This window comes from Paenibacillus sp. TAF43_2, assembly GCF_052113545.1.
Lineage (GTDB): Bacteria > Bacillota > Bacilli > Paenibacillales > Paenibacillaceae > Pristimantibacillus.
On sequence record NZ_JBFRDK010000049.1, the window covers coordinates 1 to 21,444 of the forward strand.

General features: G+C 43.7%; 22 protein-coding genes. 14 read left to right on the forward strand and 8 right to left on the reverse strand.

Annotated elements, in window-relative coordinates:
* Both AB4Z17_RS13220 and AB4Z17_RS13225 read right to left on the reverse strand, forming a co-directional pair.
* Positions 1 to 423: PH domain-containing protein (locus tag AB4Z17_RS13220; protein ID WP_441960167.1), on the reverse strand; the 423-nt coding region annotated here is incomplete at its 3' end.
* A gap of 24 nt (positions 424 to 447) precedes the next feature.
* Positions 448 to 1,314, reverse strand: a complete 867-nt coding sequence (locus AB4Z17_RS13225) for a helix-turn-helix domain-containing protein (RefSeq protein WP_441960207.1) — start codon at positions 1,312 to 1,314, stop codon at positions 448 to 450.
* A gap of 634 nt (positions 1,315 to 1,948) precedes the next feature.
* Between AB4Z17_RS13225 and AB4Z17_RS13230 the strand changes: the two genes are divergently transcribed.
* The 7 genes from AB4Z17_RS13230 (at position 1,949) to AB4Z17_RS13260 (ending at position 9,177) form a co-directional block, all read left to right on the forward strand.
* Positions 1,949 to 2,929 (forward strand): ABC transporter permease, encoded by a 981-nt coding sequence (locus AB4Z17_RS13230; protein WP_441960169.1) that lies wholly within the window; start codon positions 1,949 to 1,951, stop codon positions 2,927 to 2,929.
* Positions 2,930 to 2,958: 29 nt separating this feature from the next.
* Positions 2,959 to 3,876, forward strand: coding sequence for an ABC transporter ATP-binding protein (locus AB4Z17_RS13235; protein ID WP_441960171.1), 918 nt, complete (start codon positions 2,959 to 2,961; stop codon positions 3,874 to 3,876).
* On the forward strand, positions 3,876 to 4,841 hold the full coding sequence (locus AB4Z17_RS13240; RefSeq protein ID WP_441960173.1) for an ABC transporter permease: 966 nt from the start codon (positions 3,876 to 3,878) through the stop codon (positions 4,839 to 4,841). The genes AB4Z17_RS13235 and AB4Z17_RS13240 overlap by 1 nt, the downstream gene beginning before the upstream one ends.
* Positions 4,842 to 5,064: 223 nt before the next feature.
* Complete coding sequence (locus AB4Z17_RS13245; protein ID WP_441960175.1) at positions 5,065 to 5,901, forward strand: VanW family protein; 837 nt, start codon at positions 5,065 to 5,067, stop codon at positions 5,899 to 5,901.
* A 192-nt stretch (positions 5,902 to 6,093) separates the two neighbouring features.
* Positions 6,094 to 7,299, forward strand: a complete 1,206-nt coding sequence (locus tag AB4Z17_RS13250; protein ID WP_441960177.1) for an AraC family transcriptional regulator — start codon at positions 6,094 to 6,096, stop codon at positions 7,297 to 7,299.
* 43 nt (positions 7,300 to 7,342) lie between these two features.
* Positions 7,343 to 8,359: an ABC transporter substrate-binding protein gene (locus tag AB4Z17_RS13255; protein WP_441960179.1), complete on the forward strand. Its 1,017-nt coding sequence runs from the start codon at positions 7,343 to 7,345 to the stop codon at positions 8,357 to 8,359.
* Positions 8,356 to 9,177: an alpha/beta hydrolase gene (locus AB4Z17_RS13260; protein ID WP_441960181.1), complete on the forward strand. Its 822-nt coding sequence runs from the start codon at positions 8,356 to 8,358 to the stop codon at positions 9,175 to 9,177. Before AB4Z17_RS13255 ends, AB4Z17_RS13260 begins: the two co-directional genes overlap by 4 nt.
* A 77-nt stretch (positions 9,178 to 9,254) precedes the next feature.
* On the opposite strand, the gene AB4Z17_RS13265 is transcribed toward AB4Z17_RS13260, so the two are convergent.
* Genes AB4Z17_RS13265 through AB4Z17_RS13275 form a run of 3 tightly spaced genes read right to left on the reverse strand, consistent with a single transcriptional unit; the run spans position 9,255 to position 10,875 of the window.
* Entirely contained in the window at positions 9,255 to 9,800 is a 546-nt protein-coding gene (locus AB4Z17_RS13265) for a chromate transporter (RefSeq protein ID WP_441960183.1), read from the reverse strand.
* Positions 9,787 to 10,392 carry a chromate transporter gene (locus AB4Z17_RS13270; RefSeq protein ID WP_441960185.1) on the reverse strand — a complete coding sequence of 202 codons (606 nt, stop codon included), beginning with the start codon at positions 10,390 to 10,392 and terminating at the stop codon, positions 9,787 to 9,789. Before AB4Z17_RS13270 ends, AB4Z17_RS13265 begins: the two co-directional genes overlap by 14 nt.
* A gap of 33 nt (positions 10,393 to 10,425) precedes the next feature.
* Positions 10,426 to 10,875, reverse strand: a complete 450-nt coding sequence (locus AB4Z17_RS13275; RefSeq protein WP_339209783.1) for an Lrp/AsnC family transcriptional regulator — start codon at positions 10,873 to 10,875, stop codon at positions 10,426 to 10,428.
* Between the two features lie 288 nt (positions 10,876 to 11,163).
* Here AB4Z17_RS13275 and ggt point away from each other — a divergent pair, with 288 nt between their 5' ends.
* From ggt to AB4Z17_RS13300, 5 genes are all read left to right on the forward strand, one after another.
* The gene (ggt, locus tag AB4Z17_RS13280; protein WP_441960187.1) at positions 11,164 to 12,744 is read left to right on the forward strand and encodes a gamma-glutamyltransferase; all 1,581 of its coding nucleotides are present in this window, start codon (positions 11,164 to 11,166) and stop codon (positions 12,742 to 12,744) included.
* Positions 12,745 to 12,763: 19 nt separating this feature from the next.
* Positions 12,764 to 13,954, forward strand: a complete 1,191-nt coding sequence (locus AB4Z17_RS13285; RefSeq protein WP_441960209.1) for an amidase — start codon at positions 12,764 to 12,766, stop codon at positions 13,952 to 13,954.
* A 19-nt stretch (positions 13,955 to 13,973) separates the two neighbouring features.
* Positions 13,974 to 14,834 (forward strand): fumarylacetoacetate hydrolase family protein, encoded by an 861-nt coding sequence (locus AB4Z17_RS13290; protein WP_441960188.1) that lies wholly within the window; start codon positions 13,974 to 13,976, stop codon positions 14,832 to 14,834.
* Positions 14,835 to 14,903: 69 nt separating this feature from the next.
* Entirely contained in the window at positions 14,904 to 15,602 is a 699-nt protein-coding gene (locus tag AB4Z17_RS13295) for a pirin family protein (RefSeq protein ID WP_441960190.1), read from the forward strand.
* Positions 15,603 to 15,722: 120 nt separating this feature from the next.
* Positions 15,723 to 16,049: a hypothetical protein gene (locus tag AB4Z17_RS13300; protein WP_339205476.1), complete on the forward strand. Its 327-nt coding sequence runs from the start codon at positions 15,723 to 15,725 to the stop codon at positions 16,047 to 16,049.
* Positions 16,050 to 16,252: 203 nt separating this feature from the next.
* Here AB4Z17_RS13300 and AB4Z17_RS13305 read toward each other — a convergent pair whose 3' ends face one another.
* Positions 16,253 to 16,384 carry a DUF4023 domain-containing protein gene (locus AB4Z17_RS13305; protein WP_076266332.1) on the reverse strand — a complete coding sequence of 44 codons (132 nt, stop codon included), beginning with the start codon at positions 16,382 to 16,384 and terminating at the stop codon, positions 16,253 to 16,255.
* 238 nt (positions 16,385 to 16,622) lie between these two features.
* Here AB4Z17_RS13305 and AB4Z17_RS13310 point away from each other — a divergent pair, with 238 nt between their 5' ends.
* Both AB4Z17_RS13310 and AB4Z17_RS13315 read left to right on the forward strand, forming a co-directional pair.
* The gene (locus tag AB4Z17_RS13310) at positions 16,623 to 17,285 is read left to right on the forward strand and encodes a hypothetical protein (protein WP_441960192.1); all 663 of its coding nucleotides are present in this window, start codon (positions 16,623 to 16,625) and stop codon (positions 17,283 to 17,285) included.
* 165 nt (positions 17,286 to 17,450) lie between these two features.
* Entirely contained in the window at positions 17,451 to 17,681 is a 231-nt protein-coding gene (locus AB4Z17_RS13315) for a cold-shock protein (protein ID WP_053373644.1), read from the forward strand.
* Between the two features lie 134 nt (positions 17,682 to 17,815).
* Here AB4Z17_RS13315 and AB4Z17_RS13320 read toward each other — a convergent pair whose 3' ends face one another.
* Together AB4Z17_RS13320 and AB4Z17_RS13325 are read right to left on the reverse strand one after the other, a co-directional pair.
* On the reverse strand, positions 17,816 to 19,438 hold the full coding sequence (locus AB4Z17_RS13320; RefSeq protein ID WP_441960193.1) for a response regulator transcription factor: 1,623 nt from the start codon (positions 19,436 to 19,438) through the stop codon (positions 17,816 to 17,818).
* Complete coding sequence (locus tag AB4Z17_RS13325) at positions 19,435 to 21,291, reverse strand: sensor histidine kinase (RefSeq protein ID WP_441960195.1); 1,857 nt, start codon at positions 21,289 to 21,291, stop codon at positions 19,435 to 19,437. The genes AB4Z17_RS13320 and AB4Z17_RS13325 overlap by 4 nt, the downstream gene beginning before the upstream one ends.
* Positions 21,292 to 21,444 lie beyond the last annotated feature (153 nt).

Here is a 21,444-nt window from a genome sequence, read left to right on the forward strand (position 1 = left end):
ATTATGCTCTAGGTAATGAATCGCTATAGAGGACGCAGCATTTGTGATTTCGACAGTTGCTAAATGAAATCTTCTAGCAACAGGCCCTTGCTTGATTGTTACTTGTTGAATACGATTTATTGGAATTTGTGTTTTTCGATGGAAAATAACCCCTTCACTTATAAAAATTTCAGTAGGATGAACTTCGTACTTCCATCTTTTATATTTTTGTTTTGGCATTATCGAGACATGGTAAACAAAGAATATAAAATATGCTCCTGTGGTAAGCCAGAGCAACAGAGGGATAAAGGATGGAGTGCTGAAATTACTAAATATGACTTGAGCCAAAAGAAGCAGTGCGAACACGATAAACGCTTCAATTACGGCCTCTATTCGCCATGCATGAATTGCTTTTATATCCAATGATTGTGTCGGTTCTCTCATAAAGACCTCCTAATGATTCAGATGTTAGCTATGGATGTTATTTAAGCGATGCCGAGCTTTTTTTAAGTGATTGTTGTAATCATATAACTCGAAAAAAATGTCCGCCATTAATAACGTCGATTGCTTATTTTCGTTATCATAGCTGAGCTCAGTCATATTATCAGCTTTTAATTTATAAAGATGACCTAAATACCTCATGTCATGATGTTTGATAGAATGTTTAATGCCATTTTCAATACTATCTAAAGAATAATAAAACTTTCTCTCTTTGTAGAATGCGATGGCTTGATCATAATACACTTTTATTTTAAAAGAATTAAAGTTAGGACAATCCTTGTGTTCAGAAATAACTGATTCATACAACGTGAAAGCTTGATTATACATAGCTTGATCAGTATAGAGATTAGCTTTATTAATTTGAATTGTTTCGCTCGAATAATGATGGTAATGTACATCCGATTCAAGCAATTTGTCTAGCTGATCTAAGGTAGCTTTAAAGCTCGTATTTCCTAAAAAGTAACTAGAAACCGTATAGTATTCTAATATTTGATTGGTAATATCTTCAGCATTTTTTTTCTTTAATTCTGACTGGCATAATGTATAGATTTCATTGTAGTTCTGATGAAAGCTCATCAAATCTAAATATTCAAACAAATGATCATAATAATCCTGCCGTTCGTATATTAAGGCTTTAAATAATGACTGAAAAGGAACCTTTAATCTAATCGATATTTTGTACAAGATTTCAACGCTTGGCAAAACTTGCCCCTGTTCGATTTTGCTAATTAACGCTTGTGTACAAAGCTGAGTAGAAAGCTTGTATTGCGTTAATTGTCTCTTTTTCCTAAGGTAGCTAATTTCATTTCCTAGGCGTATTAAGTTGATTTTTATAACACCCCAATCGCTTTAATTTAATAACAAGTGCAGCTCAAAAGTAATGGCTAGTGGAATAATATACTAAATCATCTATATTAAGTAGTCCTACTTTTTCTAGTCTATTAAAATCGACAAAGTTTTACATATCTTTAATTGAAATATAATTATAATAATAAACAGATAATTATCATTATAAATAGTTGGTATTCCCACATGCATTTCGTCTTTTTTCCCTTAAAATCGCATTTTATGACTAAATACGTGGAATTCATTCCTTTTTTATCCATGTTATATTTCAGTCGTGGCCAACAAAAATGCAATAGGAGATGAACAAGTATGTGGGGATGGGTTAGACGTGTTATTAGAAGTACGGAAAGACAACAAAAGCAAGTTTGGAATGCTATTAAGAAAATATGGGAATGGATCTGGGTCGATGTTGTTATCGAAACAGTAACTTATGTTTGGGAATGGATTTCTAATATCTTTTAAATGATGGATGAATATGAGCCAGTAGAAATAGATGATAAATCTATTAATACTGGCTCATGTTTTGCGAAATAGACATTGGCGAATGAAATGTTTATAATTGTAAACGAATTTACATAAATCTAATATTTACAATATTTGTTTATCTCAGGAGGATCAAAACTTGTCTTATTTTATAGGTTCCTTACATAACGAATGGGTAAAAAGGAAAAAGCGAATATTGTTCATACTTATAACGATGCTTATTTTTTTTATAGGTTTTTTAGCGACAGCGTTACTTAACGATCGTTTTGCGTTTATTCCATCGTCTAGCAAGTCTAACGTTATGTCAGAAGCGGATTCGTTGCAATCAGTAGTGGATGAACGAAATCGATTGCGTCAACTCTTTGAATCAACGCCTTCAGAAGATACGTGGGATAGAAAACAATTGAAAGCTCAAATAGAATGGTACACCTTTCATATTGACAATCATATCGATCTAAATCGTTCTACGACTACACATAAGTTAATAAGCTCGATGACAGGTGTTTACATCGCATTTTTATTTCCGATTCTCATTATTTTTATAGGTGCGGATATTTTCTCGGGAGAGCTAAGCTCAGGCACAATAAAATCAATGCTTCTGCGGCCGGTAAGACGGCATACCATCTTAAATGCCAAAATAGCGCTGGTAGTCATTTGTTCCGTCTCTATTTTATTTCTATCCTATTTATGCACTTATTTGCTTAGCATTAGAAATGGGTGGGGAGATTGGACTGGGGATATCGCGCTGCAACTAGGTACTATTTATGCTGTCCCCATATGGCTGTTTGTTTTAGCAGGACTTGCTCTTAATTTAATTAGTATTGTTGCAATAGCTGCAGTTATTGTGTGTATTTCTTATTTTATTCGGAATCTAGCTTTGTCCATTGTTGTCTCAATGATTGCAATTGTTTTGACAAAAATACTGCTTTCGCCATTTCAAAATAGCATACCGATTCAGAAGTATTATTTTATGAGACATATTGATTTGGTATCTCATTTAAACATTACCTTTAAAGGAGAAGGCACGATGGTTTTGTCTATCATAGTACTGCTTTCAACTACATTTATTTGTTATGGTTTAGTTTGGTTTCGGATTAGAAAAGAAGACTTGCCCTATTAATCTATCAGGCTGAGGTGGAAATCATAATCATGCTCAACAATAAGGTGCTTGAAATTAACGCTGTTTCCAAAACGCTAGGTAAGAGAAAGATTATTGAAAGCTTGACGCTTCACGTCAATTCAGGAGAAATCATGGGTTTTCTTGGTCCAAATGGTTCGGGGAAAACGACATCTATTCGGATGATAACGGGCATGATCAAGCCGGATCAAGGCGAAATTAAAATTATGGGCTACGATATTCAAAAAGACTTTTCAAAGGCAATGAAACATATTGGAGCAATAGTAGAGCAGCCTGCTCTTTATGGTTATTTGTCTGGTATGGAGAATCTCATGCAGGCTGCTCGTATAAGTGGCGTGAATATATCAAAAGAGAAGATTGACTGGTGCGTAAAAATGGTTCGTTTGGAAGATCGCATTCAAGAGAAAGTACAGCGTTATTCGCTTGGCATGAAGCAGAGATTGGCTATTGCTCAAGCGCTTTTGGCAACGCCAAGCTTAATCATACTAGATGAACCAACAAATGGCTTAGATCCTTCCGGCATTATTGAAATGCGGGAGCTGATTCGCGAATTGAGAGAACAAACAGGTGTTTCCTTTTTTATTTCCTCTCATCTCCTTAGTGAGATGGAGCAATTATGTGACCGAGTTATTGTTATCGACCATGGGAAAACAATTGCTGTGAAGGAAATGTCATCACTACAAAGTGAAGTTGTAGGTTTTACTATAGATGAGAGCAAGATTATGGATGCATATGCCCTTCTGGAGGAAGGTGGATATAAGCCTGTAGTAAGAGGCTTTCAAATATTGATAAATGCACAATATGAGCATATACCGGAGCTCGTTAATCGTTTATATAACCGGGGCATACCTGTCTATTGGGTTGAGCAAACGAAGCAATCTTTAGAGAATTTCTTTCTAGATAGCACACAAGGCAAGGAGCGAGCGTAGTGGGGTATTGGTACGGTGTATTAATCAATGAGTGGATGAAAAAGAAACGCCGCGTTTGTTGGATATTGGGGATATACAGTTTATTTGCTCTGACATTATTTATAACCGAATGGTTTGCTGTTGACTCTGTTGCAAGCGCCATTCCTGAAGCCGATTGGAGTTCTGGGCTGCAGGCAAAGCTCAGTCAACTTATGCAATATATTCAGACAATCCCAGTGGATGATCCTGTTTATAAGCAAGTAAACAATCAAATCACGATAGTACAGCATCAGCTTGAACTTGGTATACAGCCAGAGCCAAAAGGTGCGATACACTGGCTTAATACGGATATGAGCGGTATTTCAATTAAGTATTTCATTCCACTTATTATTATAGTTATCGGCGGGGATATGTTTTCTGGAGAAACGTCCTCCGGTACGATGAAGATGCTATTGCTTAGCCCRATTGGACGCACACAGCTCTTTTTAACAAAGCTATTTTCCTTGTTTGTTATGTCGACAGTTTTAATGCTTATCATGAATATTGCTACGTTTCTCATTGGGTATGTTCATGATGGAAATATCGGCTTTGAAGCTCTTTATGTCGTGCTGGATGCCATACAGTCACCTTTTGTTATGGAGAGCTGGGAATTTACGATTTTGGGTATAATTCTAAATATGTTAACGATATTAACTGTTTCATCCGTGGTTTTGTTCTTATCGTTGCTTCTAAGCATCAATTCATCTTTCTCCGTACTTGCTTCCTTTATCTTCGTCATGATCATTGATTCGATATTATCTATGCTCAAAAGTTCATATCCCATTGTTAACTATTATCCAATGTTCCATTTAGATATGGTTTCACATTTCACAGGTAACTTTGCAGGGGGGACTAACCTGACAACCTCTATTCTGCTGCTTTTAGGTACTGGAATCATTTGCACAACAGGAGGTTTATGGCGAATGAATAAAAAGGACTTTTTATAGAAGATAGGCCTTTGTAAAATGGGTATTGGAGTAGCTTTAAGTTTATTTTACGGATACGATTTGATCAAGCAGTGGATAGACACCCAGGCTATATCTTATTTTCGTCTGCTGCTCTTTTTTGGCTGCCTATTGCTCGTGTTTACTCAGTGGACTGAAATGAAAAAGAAAGCTAAAAAAGATTAACTTTAATTTGTTGTAGATAATAGGAGGGAGGTTCACAGCTATGACCTCATTGCGACCTATAAAGAGAAGCCGGTTAAGGATTTATTTTGGGAAAAAGTATTACCGATTTAAGCGTTATCTCGATTGGTACTTTGGGGAGAAAAAGTTTGCGAAACATCGCCCCAACTATGATCTTCTGCCTCATCGTATTTTTGAACATCGCACACCACTACTTCGTAAGCTGCGGGATGTGGATATGTGGCTGCAGCATAATAAGATTACAAACCTTGCAATTGCCTCGAAAAAAATAAACGGCTTAGTGATCAAACCGGGTGAAACCTTCTCGTACTGGCGATTGATTGGGAACCCTGCAAAAAGAGATGGTTATGTAGATGGCATGATTCTGCACTATGGGAAGGTGACTACAGGGATAGGCGGCGGGTTATGCCAATTATCGAATTTAATTTATTGGATGACCTTGCATTCTCCTCTGACGATTACGGAGAGGTACCGACACAGCTACGATGTTTTTCCGGATTCTAATCGAAAGCAGCCTTTTGGCAGCGGGGCAACCTGTTCCTACAATTATTTGGATTTGCAGATTAAGAATGAAACGAATCATACCTATCAATTGTGTTTGAATCTGACGGATACGCATTTAGTTGGGGAATGGCGAGCCGAAATTCCTCGAATCAAAACATATGAAGTATATGAAAAAGAACACTGGATCACTCATGAGTTTTGGGGTGGTTATGTCCGGCATAATAAAATATATAGAAAAGTGTATAACACAGAGAAAATACTACTAGAAGATGAGTTTATTACAGAGAATCATGCAATTATGATGTACGAGCCTCTACTTGGTGATGCAGCGTATTCAATTAACAGTAATGGATAAGTTGGCAAAATAAATCGTTGTACAAAGAACTAATACTCACGATAAAAAACATGAAGCCCTTCGCAAAAAGGGCTTATTTGCATTGTTAATTGATAATGATTATCACCACTGGTATACTGAAATTAATAATATTTAAGTAGAGTCCTGCGTAAATAATGAATCTATTTGTTTTAGGGCAGGCTTAGGGGGATCATGATGGACTCAGATAACAGTCTTCTAGAGGAGGAGCGCATTCGGTCGCCACGGGTGGACTTATTGAATATCCGAAGCTTTATGGAGGAGCATTACCATGAGCCTTTATCTGTTGATCAACTGGCTAAACTGGCAAATATCAGTCCAAAATATTTTGTGGACTTGTTCAAAAAAACGTACGGTCAGAGCGCAATCGATTATTTGACGAATCTTCGCATCAATCGTGCCAAAAGATATTTGACCGAGTCGGATTTGCGGCTGCGGGAAATTGCACTAAAGGTAGGATATAGCGATGAGTTTTATTTTAGCCGGAAGTTTAAGAAAGAGGTTGGCGTATCTCCCTCTGCTTTTATAAAAAATCCTAGGCGGCGCATCGCCGCTTATTCGCCTGCCATCATGGGGCAATTGCTAGCGCTCAATTTGATACCTGCGGCTGCTCCGCTTGATTCAAAGTGGACGCCATATTACTACAATGTCTATCAAAATGAGATTAAGCTGCATATGAGCTATGGTGAGGAGAAAAGCGGGACAGAATTAAATAAGTTAATAACAGCCAGACCGGATGCCATTGTTGCAGGAGATGTTTTGCTGGAAGAGGAGAAGCAGAAGCTTGCTGGCATTGCCCCGACGTTATTTGTGCCTGCAAAGCAGACAAGCTGGCAAGAACAGCTTCATCAAATAGCATTATTTGTTGGGCGAGACCGTCAAGCCAAAGCATGGATAGAAGACTATAATCGGAAAGCGGCTTTTGCTAAACAAAAAATAGAAGAAGCAGTAGGCAAAGAAACTTTTGCCGTAATCCGCATTAATGGCAATGGCCTTCATATGTACTGCAACAGGGCAATTCATGATGTGCTTTATGAGGATTTGAGGCTGAATCCCGCTTATAAGGGAGAGAAGCTCTACAATAAAGAAATATCCTTGAAGCAGCTTGAAGAGATTAATCCAGATCACTTACTGTTATTGGTCTGTCCAGAGAGGGCTTCACGTACGTATTGGCTAACGCTTCAACATCATGTAGAATGGCGCAAGCTTAAAGCAGTAGAAAAAGGCAGCAGTTATCTAATTCCGTCTGACCCATGGTGTGAATACTCTGCTTTTGCCATTAACCGAATGCTGGATGAGATTCTGCTTCTATTCACAGGATATTGTCCAAACCCATATGCGGATAAAGTCCATGGAAGCACCCGTGCGCATGAAATATAATCTTCTTAAATGAGAAACGTTATCACAGGAGGAGGTTATTTTTATGCAGGCCAGAGACTATTCATTCATTAAATCGTTCAAAAAGGGCGCACTAGTGCTGCTCGTATTCATACTGAGCATTAGCCTTCTAACCGCATGCGGCTCGCAGGGCGAAACGGAAGTGACCAATCAAGAAACCGCAGTCCCGAACGAAACCGCAGCATCTGAAGAAGCGGAGACAACAGCTTCAACTCGGGTAGTTACGGATGAGCTGGATCATGAAATTACGATTCCGACTAAGCCTCTTAAGGTATTTGCTCCATATATGGAGGATTCCATGATTGTCTTAGGCGTTAAGCCGGTGGCGCAGTGGGCAGATGGGAAAAATGGGCAGTTATATTTGCAGGATCAATTGGCAGATGTGCCTAAAGTTAACTTTGTTGGCGGGCTTCCGCCCGCACCAGAGGTAGTCATGGCTTTCGAGCCGGATTTAATTATTTTGCATACAGCCTTCTATGCTGAAAATGGCGTTTATGAGAAGTACTCCAAAATTGCGCCGACTTATGTATTTAAAAACGCAGCAGGTGATCTGGTAAGCTCAGTCACAAAGCTTGGCGATTTGCTGGGCAAAGGGGCAGAGGCAGAACAGGCGCTGAAGGATTATGAAAAGAAGAAAGAGGAAGCGAAGGCAAAGCTTGCGCCTGTGGGGGAAGGCAAGAAGGCAGCACTTATCAATTTTAATGGAAAAGGCATGTATATGATTGGCGGCAACTATTTTGGCGGATACGTTCTATCGCATGAACTGGGTCTTGGAAAGAGCAAGCTGGTAGAAACGAAGAACAGTATGGATGTGTCACTTGAAATTATACCGGACATAGATGCCGATTTTATTTTTACAATGAACAACAAAGGTACGGGAACTGCAAATATGAAGGAGCTCACCGACAACGCGATCTGGAAGAACACGCCATACGCCAAAGCTGGCCATGTCTATGAGGTTGACGATACTTATTGGACAGGAAGCGGACTGATTGCTTATGGAAAAATAATCAATGATGTTGTGGCGCTGCTTGCACCATGAGTCATAACAACATTAGCAGCCACTATGTCGAAGGCCGTTTTGAGCAAGTCATTTACTCAAATCATAAGCAGTTGGAGTATCGTTTGATGATAGCCATTCCGAGCGAGCCGCCTCCAGCAGAGGGCTATCCAATTATTTATGCTCTGGATGGGGATGCTGTATTCGCTACTTTTGCGGAGGCCGCTCGTCTTCAAATACGCAAGCCGCATGGTTATGATCCTGTAGTTATAGTGGGCATAGGTTACCCTTCAAGGGAACCCTTTGAGATGAGCAGGCGATGTTATGATTTCACAATGCCAGCAGAGGTTCAGAACCTGCCTGCTCGCCCGAATGGGCAGGAGTGGCCAGAGCATGGGGGCGCTGATGCGTTCCTCCAATTTATTGAGACGGAGCTGCGCCCAACTATTGAGCAACAATATCCGATTAATACGACAAGACAGAGCCTGTTTGGGCACTCGCTCGGAGGTTTGCTAGTCCTTCATGCCTTATTTACAAGGCCTCAAGCATTTCAAAACTATGCAGCGGGGAGTCCCTCTATTTGGTGGAACCATCATGCTGTGCTGGAGGAAGCCGAAGCTTTTGAGAAGAGTTTCATAAAAGAGGGCAATCTACCGAGGTTGATGCTGACTATTGGTGCAGACGAGCTTCCGGCTATGGTGAAGGATGCAGAACGGCTTGCTGAACGGCTGCTGACCCTTGCGGAAAAAGGCTTTTATTCTGAAATGGTGAAATTTTGTGATGAGAGTCATGTCAGTGTGCTGCCAGCGGCAATTAGCAGAGTATTGCGGTTTGCGTTATCGAGTAATCCTAAGGAATGATAATTTAGAAGTTTTAAGAAAACCTCTAGGGCGAATCCAAGTAGACATTTGCTACTCGGATTCGCCCTATTAGTTATTTATAGTACGTTCAAATGAGGAATAACAAGACCGCCATAGGCGAATGCGATAACGATGACAATGGCAGGATGGATTTTGCGGAACTGCATCGCCCAGAAGGCGACCGCTGCAATAATGAGCGATTGCACAATTCCGATCGATTCGATAGAGCTTTCAGCCAATTGCCATGTAAGCAGCAGCATCATTATGGCAATTACAGGCTGTACAAGCAGCGTCATTCCTTTGACTACAGGCGATTGACGATGCTTCTGCAGCACCTTAAGAAGTAGAATAAGCGCGACAGCGGATGGAACAATCGTTGCAGCTAATGCGACAATTAAGCCGATCCAGCCGCCGACATCGTAGCCGACAAAGGCGGCAATTTTAGTCGCAATCGGACCTGGGAGTGCATTGCCAAGCGCCAGTATGTTTGAGAACTCTACTGGTGTCGTCCACTGATGATTCGTTACGATCTCCCTGTACATAAGCGGAATGGAGGCTGGTCCGCCCCCGTAGCCAAGCACATTAGCGATAAAAAATCCGATAATTAAATTAATCCATTCCACGCGTTACGCCCTCCTTCTGCTGGCTGTTTCGGAGCTGTTTCTGCTTTTTTTTGCGCTGAAGGGCTGCAACTGTTTTCAGATGAAAAGCACCGTAACCAAGAAATAAAAGAATGACGATAGCAGGATGAATATGAATGCCTTGCAGCAGTCCAAATGCTAATGCAAAAAAGCCAAAGCCGACGTATTTGCCAAGTCCTTTGACAGCACGTTCTCCGAATTCATAGGCCATCATGCCAAGCATGACAGCGATGACGGGCGTTACCGCACCGATCATACCTTGTATGAAGGCTGCGCTGCTGAGGAATTGAACCGTCGTTAATAGCAGAATCATCGCAACAGCAGAAGGAATGATATGGGCGAGAACAGACACGATGGCACCGAGAGTACCTTTTTCGCGATACCCTAAATAGGCGGCAATTTTTGTTGCAATCGGACCTGGCAGTGCATTCGCTAGCGCAAGAATTTCACCAAATTCCTCATCTTCAATCCATTTATAGTTCGAAACTGCCTCATATCGAATTAGCGGGATAACGGACGGGCCGCCCCCGTAGCCAAGAATACCAGTCTTCATCATCGCCCATGAAAGTTGCATGTAGCGGTTATTCATTATTTTTCCAGCCATCATCTACAGCCTCATTCCCATTCGACTCTTGTAACGATTAATTAACACCTGACAATCGACGCTCATAATGCCGGGCAGTGTGTAAAGCTTATCTTTGAGAAAATGCTCCATCTCCTGATTGTTGCGAAACAGACCATGCATATGCAGTTTACTTGGTCCAGTCATATGGTAGAGGCTGGTGACAAACGGCTCAGTCGAGAGCTGATCAGCAACGGCATGCAGATGCTTAGGCTCCACCTCTACATTGAAAAAAGCCGATACATTTATGCCGATTCGCTCAGGGTTAATGACGGCCGTGAATCGTTCGATTACGCCGCCGTCCATCAACGCATTAATCCGAGATTGGACAGCTACTCGCGATAATCCAATCTCCTTCGCTAAGTCTGTGTAAGATATTCTTCCGTTAATATTGAGCTCAGCAATGATTTTACGATCAATATCATCAATTTCCATAATTTTTGGTTCATCAAAAGGCTTTTCTTGCACTTGTTCATCAGCTCCAATTTTATTTCATCATTTTGCAAGGTGTCTTGTAATACTGAATTTTGATTACCATATGTATAAATATATACACATCACCATTCGTTTTCAACACAATTAATAAAAAGAAGTTACATTTTTATTGCCTATCATTCTCTGAGGTGGTATTTTAAAAGAATACACAATGTTATATTATCTAACATATAAATAAGTGAATTGCGAGTTTGATTAGAGTTATATCCATTTTTAGGGGTGGTAGATATGAATCAATCGGTCATCGGAACCAAAACTATGGTTGTCAGCCCTCATTATTTAGCTACTGCAGCTGGCGCTCGTATGCTTGCGCAAGGTGGGAATGCTTACGATGCAGCTGTTGCTGTGAGCGCATGTCTCGCCGTCGTTTATCCGCATATGACAAGCCTTGGAGGAGACTCCTTCTGGCTCGGCTATCATCATAGTGAAGGAAAGGTGCGCGGCTATAATGCCAGCGGCCGATCTGGTTATAAAGCTAGTATTAGTGCTTACGATGGCTTGGCGGCGATTCCAAATCGGGGCATTGGCAGTATCGTAACCGTGCCCGGCATGGTAGACGGCTGGGATGCGGTTCACCGAGAGTATGGCAGACTGGACTGGGCGCAGGTGTTGGCACCCGCTATTGATTACGCCGCGAATGGCTTCCCTATGTCGAATGATCAATATCAAAATACGGTTCATAATGAAATCGTTCTTGCAAGAACACTCGAAACAGCAGATATATACTTGCCAAACGGGCAGGCGGTTAAGGTGGGCGAGCGCTTTAAGCAGCCTGCGCTTGCGAAGACGCTGCGCCGTTTAGCGGAATTTGGGCGCGATGAATTTTACAAAGGGGAAACCGCAAAGGAAATAACGAGTTTTTTGGGCAAACAGAATGGTTTGCTTGCCGAGGATGATTTTGCGGATCATCATGGCGACTGGGTGACCCCGATTGAGGGCACTTACCGAGGGTATACACTTCATCAGATGCCTCCCAATTCACAAGGCTTCTCTGCTATTATGGCACTTCAAATACTAGAGCAATTTAAGCTCGGTGAAATTGAACATGGCTCCCATCATTATTATCAGCTGTGCGTCGAGGCATTAAAGCTAAGCTTCCGTGACCGGAACAAATATTTATCAGACCCTGCCTTTACGAGCATACCGCTTGAGCGGCTCTTGGATAAAAACTATGCGGCAGCGCTAGCTGCTTCAATTGAGTTAAATCATGCTTCATGCGAGAAATCCGAGGTGCTGGGCAGCGATACTGCCTATGCAGCAGTTGTGGATGAGGAAGGGAATTCCGTCTCCTTCATTCAAAGCTTGTACTTCGAGTTTGGATCGGGCGTCGTAGCAGGCAATACGGGGGTTTTATTGCAAAACCGCGGCTCGTTTTTCTCGCTTGATCCGAATCATGTGAACAGTCTGAAGCCAGCTAAAAGGACATTTCACACCTTAATGCCAGCGATGGCATGTCGTGATGGCAAGCCTGCTGTGCTGTATGGCACGCAAGGCGGCGAGGGGCAGCCGCAGACGCAAACGGCGATATTTACCCGGATGATTGATTATGGCATGAATCCTCAGCAAGCGATAAATGAACCTAGATGGGTATGGGGCCGAACGTGGGGAGAGCCAACGCAGGAGCTGAAGATAGAAGGACGTGTTTCTGCAGACGTACTAGCATCGCTGGCGCAGGCAGGCCACACGGTGAAGAAAGTGAAGGACTTCGACGGCATTATGGGCCATGCCCATGCGATTATGCGAGATGAGCAAGGCTTACTGCAAGGCGGATCGGATCCGCGCTGCGATGGCGCAGCAATGGGATGGTAAAGAGGAGGCGGGGATCTTGATGAAGCAAAGCTGGAATGCGTATGCGACGGAACAGCTTGAGATAGAGCCTTTAGCTGAAGGTGTCTTAAGCGGTAAAACGTATGCGGTAAAAGATGTATTCGATATTGCTGGTCACATCTCAGGTGCAGGCAATCCCGATTGGCTGCGAACACATGACGAGGCGGATAAGCACGCTTCGGTCATAAATCTGCTGCTTCGAAACGGAGCGACATTAAAAGGAACGACCATTACGGATGAATTGATGTACAGCATCAACGGGGAAAATGCCCATTATGGAACACCGGTGAATCCTAAAGCGTTTGGCCGAATACCCGGTGGCTCCTCCAGCGGATCAGCTGTTGCGGTGTCGGCAGGATTAGCAGATTTCGCTATAGGTACGGATACGGGAGGCTCCATTCGCGTGCCATCCGCCTATTGCGGAATTTATGGGATAAGGCCTACGCATGGTGCAGTGGATACGAAGGGGCTTATACCGCTGGCGCCTAGCTTCGATACGGTAGGCTGGATGGCTCGTGATGCGCAAACACTTTTACAAGTGGGCAGTGTACTGCTTGATGAACAAGGGAGCGGTAAGGAGACATTCACGCGAATGGTGTTTGCTGAGGATGTCTGGGCATTGACGGATGAGCACACATATACAGCTTCGTCGCAATATTTTCCAATGCTGCATGATCTAGCCCAGAGGCATGTACAAGCCATTATTGCGCCAAACGGGCTGCGAGAGTGGGTGAATGCTTTTCGGATTATTCAAGGACTAGAAATCTGGCGTGAGCATCGGGAGTGGATATTGCGCGAGCAGCCTGCCTTCGGACCGGGCATAGCGGAGCGATTTGCTTGGGCGAGCACGCTGCGGGAAGAGGATAGTGGTACAGCTTTCACCATTCGGGATGAAGCGCGGGCGCTTATGGATGGATGGCTCGGAGAGGATACGGTGCTCGTTGTGCCGACCGTGCCTGCGATAGCGCCGCTGCTCGGATTATCGGGCTCGGAGGTTGAGCAGCGTCGCGCGCAAACGCTCGAAATGAGCTGTTTAGCAGGGCTGGCAGGGCTGCCGCAGGTTACGGTTCCGATTGCAGGCGAGCTGGGCTGTCCAATTGGCCTCTCCTTCATTGCGGGTAAAGGTCAGGATATGAGGCTGTTGAAATGGGTGGCTGATCACGTCTCGACACGAATAAAGCCATTAAGCTAAAGAAAAGGAGCTGCTGGCAATGAAAATATCAACAGTAAAAAGGAATGGCAAGGAGCTCGCTGCGATACCGAGTGCAAAGGGCCTTGTTCTTATAGAAACGATTAATGAGGCGGAGAATGCCAGCTGGAGTATAGAGCTGTTCGAGCTTATTCGTTTGGGCGAGCTGAGTCTTTTAACAGAATGGTACGAAGGAGCAGGGAAGGAAAAGTTGAAGCGATTGCCGGCGATTCCTTATGAGGATGTACATTACGCTCCGCTATACCGTCACCCTCGCAAAATTTGGGGTATCGGCATGAACTACGTAAAGGATGCGGCAGAATTAGCGTTGGCGGACCCAAATGAAGAGCCAGTCAGCTTCATTAAGCCAGATACGACGATTATCGGTCCGCTTGATGCGATACAAATTCCAGAGGGAGTTGGGAAAATCACAGCAGAAGCTGAACTCGGCATTATTATCGGAAAAACCTGCAAAAATATATCAGAAGCTGAAGTGTATGACGTCATTGCCGGGTATACGACGACAATTGATGTTACGGCAGCTGATATTCATGCTAGACATCAGAGGTTTTTATCGAGGGCCAAAAGCTTCGATACCTTTTTCAGCTTCGGACCGGAGTTTATTACGAAGGATGAGTTTCCTGATTTGCTAGAGCTGAATGTGGAAACCGCAATTAATGGTGAGGCCGCACATCGCAATAAAGTATTCAATATGAAGTTCCGCCCTTTTGCAGCTGTTGCTTTTCACTCCAGAGTGATGACGCTGTTGCCGGGCGACATTATGATGACAGGAACTCCAGGTGCTGTCGTTATTCGCGGCGGAGATATAGTAGGCTGCCATATCGATGGTTTCGAGCCGCTGCTCAACGCTGTTCAATTTTAAGCTTGCTCGGAGAATGAAAAACTGCTATATATAAGTAAGTAAATAAAAACTTGTTTGGAGGAGAGACTTATGATCGATGTATTCCCCGCGGCATCGCGGCATTCGGCGGATCTAGGCTGGCTGCGCAGCCACCCAAGCTTCTCATTCGGAGCTTATCATGATCCGAATCGAACAGGCTTTAGTGTGATGCGTGTGTGCAATGACGATTATTTGGCTCCGGAAAAAGGTTTTGGCGCGCATCCGCATAGCGACATGGAAATCGTATCTATCGTATTGAATGGCCGCATTAGACATGAGGATAACATGGGCAACTCGGTCGTGTCCTCGTTTGGCGAGGTGCAACGGATGTCAGCTGGCACGGGCGTTATCCACACGGAATTTAACGCATCAGAAGATCAAGAGCTGCGTTTGCTCCAGCTGTGGTTCATGCCGCAGGAACGAGGGATGAAACCTTCCTATGAAGCGAGCCGATTCGATGTAGAAAAGCTGCATAATGCACTGCTTCCTGTCGTTTCAAATCAAGATTTGGAACAGGTTGCCTCCATAAATCAGAATATGACGATTTATCTGAGCAAGCTGGAGCAAGGAAAACAGCTTGAATACGTTGTTGAACCGGGACGCAAGCAATTTATATATATTATTGAAGGTGAACTGTCGGTTCACGGCGAAACACTTTTTACCGGTGATGAGGCACAAATTGAGGCAGCTGAGGAGCTTACACTCACCGCTGCGGCTCCAGCTTTTTTTATGCTGATCGATTTGCCTTAGTCTTTCGAAGTAAGTTTGCTATCGCATAAGCATACGCTTTCGAAGTAAGTTTGCATTCGCAAACTTAAGCATACGCTTTCGAAGTAAGTTTGCATTCGCAAACTTTAAGGAGGGATAAAAATGAAACAAACGTTTCTTGTTAAACATGCGGTGGGTGGTCGGATGTTTATTGATTCGAATAAGCTGGAAGTGCCTTATACGCTTGTTCCACAGGGGGAAGGCTGGCGATTTACGGTTTCTGTGCCATGGAGCGAAAGTATCGAAGAGCTGCTTGCTCATAAAGCTGAGCTGAACGTGTTTGTTTTCCAAGAGTTTGACGATCAGCCGACGCTAAAAACGTGGTATTACGTCAAAGACGGTCCAGTTGAATATAACGCTGACGAAAACAGTCTCACGATTGTAGCGGATTCTCATATCGCCTATTACCCTCATGAGTATTCGGTTTAAAAGCTTGAGGCAATCATATGCAATTATCAATTTGCTGTACACATAGGCCAGTCAAACATGGTTACACATGTAAGGCTGGTTTTTATTTGTGTCCAAACATGTCGGAGTTGCCTAGCTGCTGAAAGAGATGACCTTCTCTGCAAAGCAAGAAAGGTGCTGCCACCCTGCGGCGACAGCACCCATTCGAAGCCTTATCCAATCATTTATTTATTGGTGCTGTGCTGTTTATTTACAAGTCTCTCAGCAGGGTTGCCGTTGCCGTTTCTTCTTTTGTTGAGTTCGGCTTTACGCTGCGTAGCCTGTACCTTTTGGACAAACTCACTTGTGCTTTCCAATTGTATTTCCTCCTCGTTTTTTTGGCATTCTTTCCAACTTCCTTAATTAGAATATCCAACATTTTAAAAAACTGGCGTTAGCGTCACTTATTTTGAGAAAATCGATTGATTGTAGCAATGGGCTCCCTTATGATACCGATATATACAACTTTGATGCAGTCATTCACGTTTAACTATACAGGGAAGCTTTAAATTCGAATGCACTTCAATTGATCGTACGAGCGGAGCGAGAATAATCATGTTTAGAGTCATAGCGAGGGCGCAAATGAAAGAAGGCTTCGAGATGGAGGCCATCCAAGCGGCAAAAAAGTCAGCTGCTGTACAGCAGCTAATAGAGCAAGGGGAGATTATGACGGTTGGCTGCTTCCAATGGGAGCGAAATGTGTTCATTTACTGTGAGTGCATCGAACGAGTGCTCGAGTCCGATGAGCTGCTTCCAGAGATGGCTGCTTTTTTGKAGGATTGGCCTGGACATTCAGCTGCGCGAAAATGGATTCCGATGATTGATGTCTTCCATTTCAACGAGCCAGCAAGCTGTGATCATTGGCTTCGCAAAAAAACAGTTGAACGGCGTGTTGGAAGAGTAGCGCACTTAAAGCCGGAAATGGCAGCAAGCTATATTTATTTTCATTATCAGCTCCAAGAGGAGCGGGCTTTCCATGGGCCGAAGTATGAAATCATTGCGATGCATGAGAATTTGCTGTTTGGTTATCAGGAATTTCCTGCCGTCGTCGAGGAGCCCATATTGCCAGGGAAGCTTAGTACGACAGGGACTCCTGCCAATTGGAGCGATTCTAGAATGGATCTTCATTTTCAACCTTGGGAGGATGGGCATTTGTATTTCAAACCGATTGAGCAGCTGTTTGCGCATTACTGCCACTCTCCAAAAAAAAGGCGCTAAAATATAGGCTGATATTTGCCTTTATTGGACGAAATATGGTACAATAAAATCAATTGCAAGTTTGAAGCAAATATTCACAATACACTGCTGTTTATAAATGATAACTGCCCCTTACTCTAAGTTCGAGGCAGTTTTTCCTTTTTTATCGCGAAGGGGGCTGACCATATGTACAATCGTAAAAAACCGCTTGAAGAAATTCCGGAAGAAAACACGAAGGTATGGACATGCGAGACGGAAGGGTGCAACAGTTGGATGCGCGATAACTTTGCGTTTGATCACGTTCCTACTTGTTTAATCTGCCATGAACCAATGGTCAGTGGTGAGAAGATGCTGCCCGCGCTCAATAACTCCAATAGTGACATGAAGACGTTGAAGAAGGGTACACCGATAATGTAGGTGTCTTTCTTAGACAAAGAGAAGCTGAGTTTTGCTCGATTGGTTAACGCCAATTGAACGAAGCTCAGCTTTTTTTTTGCCTTTGAATCAGTTTATGGAGCTGACTTTAACCCTTATGCGAAAGCAAGTTCCCGCTAACTATCCCCGCTGTAATGGTGTTTCCTATAGTCGTTCGGAGAGCAGTTCGTACGTTTCTTGAAGACGCGGCTAAAATATTTCTCATCCTGAAAGCCAACCAGCTCAGCAACCTGAGCGATCTTTAACTGCCCGTTTGCCAAAAGCTCCTTTGCCCGCTTGATCCGAACCTCCGCAATAAAATCGGATAAATTGCCATTCGTCTCCTGCTTGAATTTGCGCGAAATGTATTCTCTGCTTAAATAAAACCGCTCGGATATATCCTGCAGCGTGATCTCCTCGTGAGGATGCTGTTCAATATAGGCAGCGATGTCCTCAATGACACTGCGTTCCTTGTCATGTTCAGCCAAACGCAAGGAAACGTCACACGTTTCTACAAAAACGCCCTGTTTCCACTGCTCATAATCAAAAAATCCATTGGCATCCAAGGATAAGAGTGTCTGATCCTCAATTAAATCAGATTTGCTTCCACTTTTGTTTTTGTCGCTTTTGTATTCCCATATCGACTTGGCGAACTCGAATTGCTGACGCCAGTTCATTAACTGCTCTTGCGAGATGAATCCTGCTTGATCAAGTGATTCGAACCAAGGCTTTAAAGCGCGGCGGATTTGTTCTTTGTTGCCGCTTTGCACAGCAAATTTTATTTTTTCTTCATGCTCGCTAAAGAGCAAAAGCGTGTTTTTGTGCTGATGAACTGCTGCCTCAAAAGTATGGCAATACGAATCGTTAACGAGCAAATTTCGGCGCAAAAGCGCATGCTTCGCTTGTTGATAAGCGGTGGCTGCTGATGAAGGAAAGGCTGCAGCATGCCCGAGTCCAAAATGAAACCGCGTCTTCAATATCACAAATATCGCATCGTTCATTTCCTTGATTAACGCAGGCGCCAGCTCTCCATCTCCCCAAAACAGCAGCAATAGCTCTTGCTCCTGTCCGCGGTGGCGAAGCGCGAAGCCGATTTGTTTTTCCTTTAGAAATTCATTGCATATATTCGTCAAAGAGAACAGCAGCAAATCGAGTCCTGAGGCGAATTTCTCTCTAATGAACGGTGAGGCTAGCTCAAGCTTGACCAGTGCAACACGTGCTCGGGGTATAGGTTTCGTAATCCCTAACTCCAGTCTGAGCGTATCTGCAAAGTTCGAGTAGGAGCCAGGTTCGTTGATCATTGCTGAAAAATATTGCTCCAAGTACATCGGCTTAAGCTGATTAAGCTCGATATTCATCCTCGTCTTGCGGCATCGCTCCTGCTCCTCCGCGGTATAGCAGCTCACTGCTTTCGCCAATGCACTAACGAGCTGCTCAGCATCAATGGGCTTCAAAATATAATCAATTCCGCCGTATTTGACCGCATGGCGAACGAGGCTAAAGTCGTCATGGCCGCTAATGACGATGATTTTGCTGGAGGGCGCATGCTCAGCCGCCCATTGCAGCAGCTCCGTGCCATTCATATTAGGCATCATCATATCGGTGAAAATAATTTCTGGCCGTTCCGTGCGAATTAAAGCAGTAGCGGCGATACCGTCTTGTGCCTCAAGCAGTGTATCGATGCCGTAATCATCCCAAGGGACGAGCAGCCGTATCGCTTCCCTCACATGTTTCTCATCGTCAATGATTAATGCCTTCATCGTTCATTCTCCTTTGCTAGCGGAATATGAATCGTAACGGAAAAGCCATGCGGCTTCACGTGACGCAGCTCCATAGCAGCCGTTTTGTTAAAATGCAGGCGCAGACGCGAAAGCACGTTAGGCAGGCCAATGCCGCCCTCTTCTTGATCATTCGTTTGCCCGGTTCCGATTGGATGCATTTTCTCCAGTTGAAGCCGCACCTCTTGCAGCCGATCTTCGGACACGCCGCAGCCATTATCTTGAACCGTAATCGAAAGCCATTCCCCTTGCTTATCCAAAGCGCTGGTAATCAGAAGCTCCGAAGGCTCCTCCGATGATTGCACAAACCCATGCTTAAAAAAGTTTTCGAGCAGCGGCTGTAAAATCATTTTTGGAACGAGTATTTGCCTTGTCTGCTCGTCAATTAGCAGCTGCACATGGAGAGCTGTATCAAAACGCTGTTTCTGCAGATCAAGATAGGCCTGAACATAATCGAGCTCCCGGCGCAGCTCCACGACCGAATCCATGGCGTTCATTTGATAGCGCATCATTTTCCCAAGAGACGTAATGAGTGAATACGCTTTGGTGTCGCCGTGCTGCAGTGAAACGGTACCGATCGATTGCAGCGCATTATAGAGGAAGTGTGGATTTACCTGAGCTTGCAGCGCTTTCAGCTCATTGGTTTTATTGGCAATCTCAAGCCGATATTCGGTCAAAATGAGATTGTTGATGGTCTGCATCATCGAGCGGAATCGCCTTGCGAGCAGGCCGATTTCATCATTGCTGTGTATGTCGATCGCTACATTCAAATTGCCCGTCTCAATCTTGTTCACATAACCGATTAAGCGAAGCAGCGGCTTCGTAAACCGAATCGAAATGAACAGAGTGGCTAATACGACAATGGCTAGAAAAGCGATTCCGACTGCCGTATTGATGCGGGCAATCCGATCGGCAGCGCTGAAGAGATGCTTGTAGGGCGTCTGTTTAATTAAATACCAGTCCATGTAAGGCGTCTTAATCCGATCATAAAAAATCATGCCCTTGAACGATTCCTCTTTCCAGTCAAAATGGCCGCTGTCCTGCCCGGAGTCCAAAATCGTCCCCAGCCAGCTCTGTTTAGCAGACGTACCGATTTCGTTTTTATCTGAAGAAAGCACGATTTGACCATTCGAATCCGCAATATAGAAGCTTTCCTCACCGCCGTCATAGAGCTGGCGATTTAGATCCTCTAATACATTCAATCTTACATCGATAGACAATTCAGCAAGCAGCTCATCACTCGGGGCGAGGAAGATCGGACGATGAAGCGTAAATACCATTTCTTCGCTTGCCGAAGATTTGAGATCAATGAGTCCGTAATTATGGCTCATGTGCGTAGGCTCTATATAAGCTTTCTTAAAGGTTTGTGGAATGGGGACATTGTTTCGCCCAACCTTAATGTCGTCATTCCATAGTAGATACGTTGCGTTTTGGTTGACCGCATAAAGCCTTACTTTATGAAACTCGCTGACACTTTGATACATGTTGTACAAATGATCCTTCAGCAGGTTGCGATTGCGAATGACGTCTGTAATATCGTTCGGGAATACCTCATCCTCCATGCTGTGCTCCAAAATATAATACAAAGAGCGCGGAACGTTCATTGCGTTGTAGACAGCGAGCGACTTCTGATTGATGTTGTTCATGTAGTTCATAATGTTGGTTTTCCCGAGCGACAGCAGTCGATTGTTGCGGGCAATCGCATCCTCTGTAATCGATTTGGTTGTCGCATTATAAGAGATAATCATCGAGGTTGCAATCGGCAAAATTGTAGCTGCGAGCAGCAAAAGCATGAGCTTTTTGCGAATCGTGTTAAATGGCTTAATCGTATTCATGATCACAATCGCCCGCTTTCTGTCTAAGTCACTCTTGCATAAACACAGTAACCGATCCTGCTGCGGATGGTCAATATAGTCCACCTACCTTATCATCATTCTCTGTGGTTAGATGGGGGACTCGGTTTTATACTGTGAATATCAACAGATACA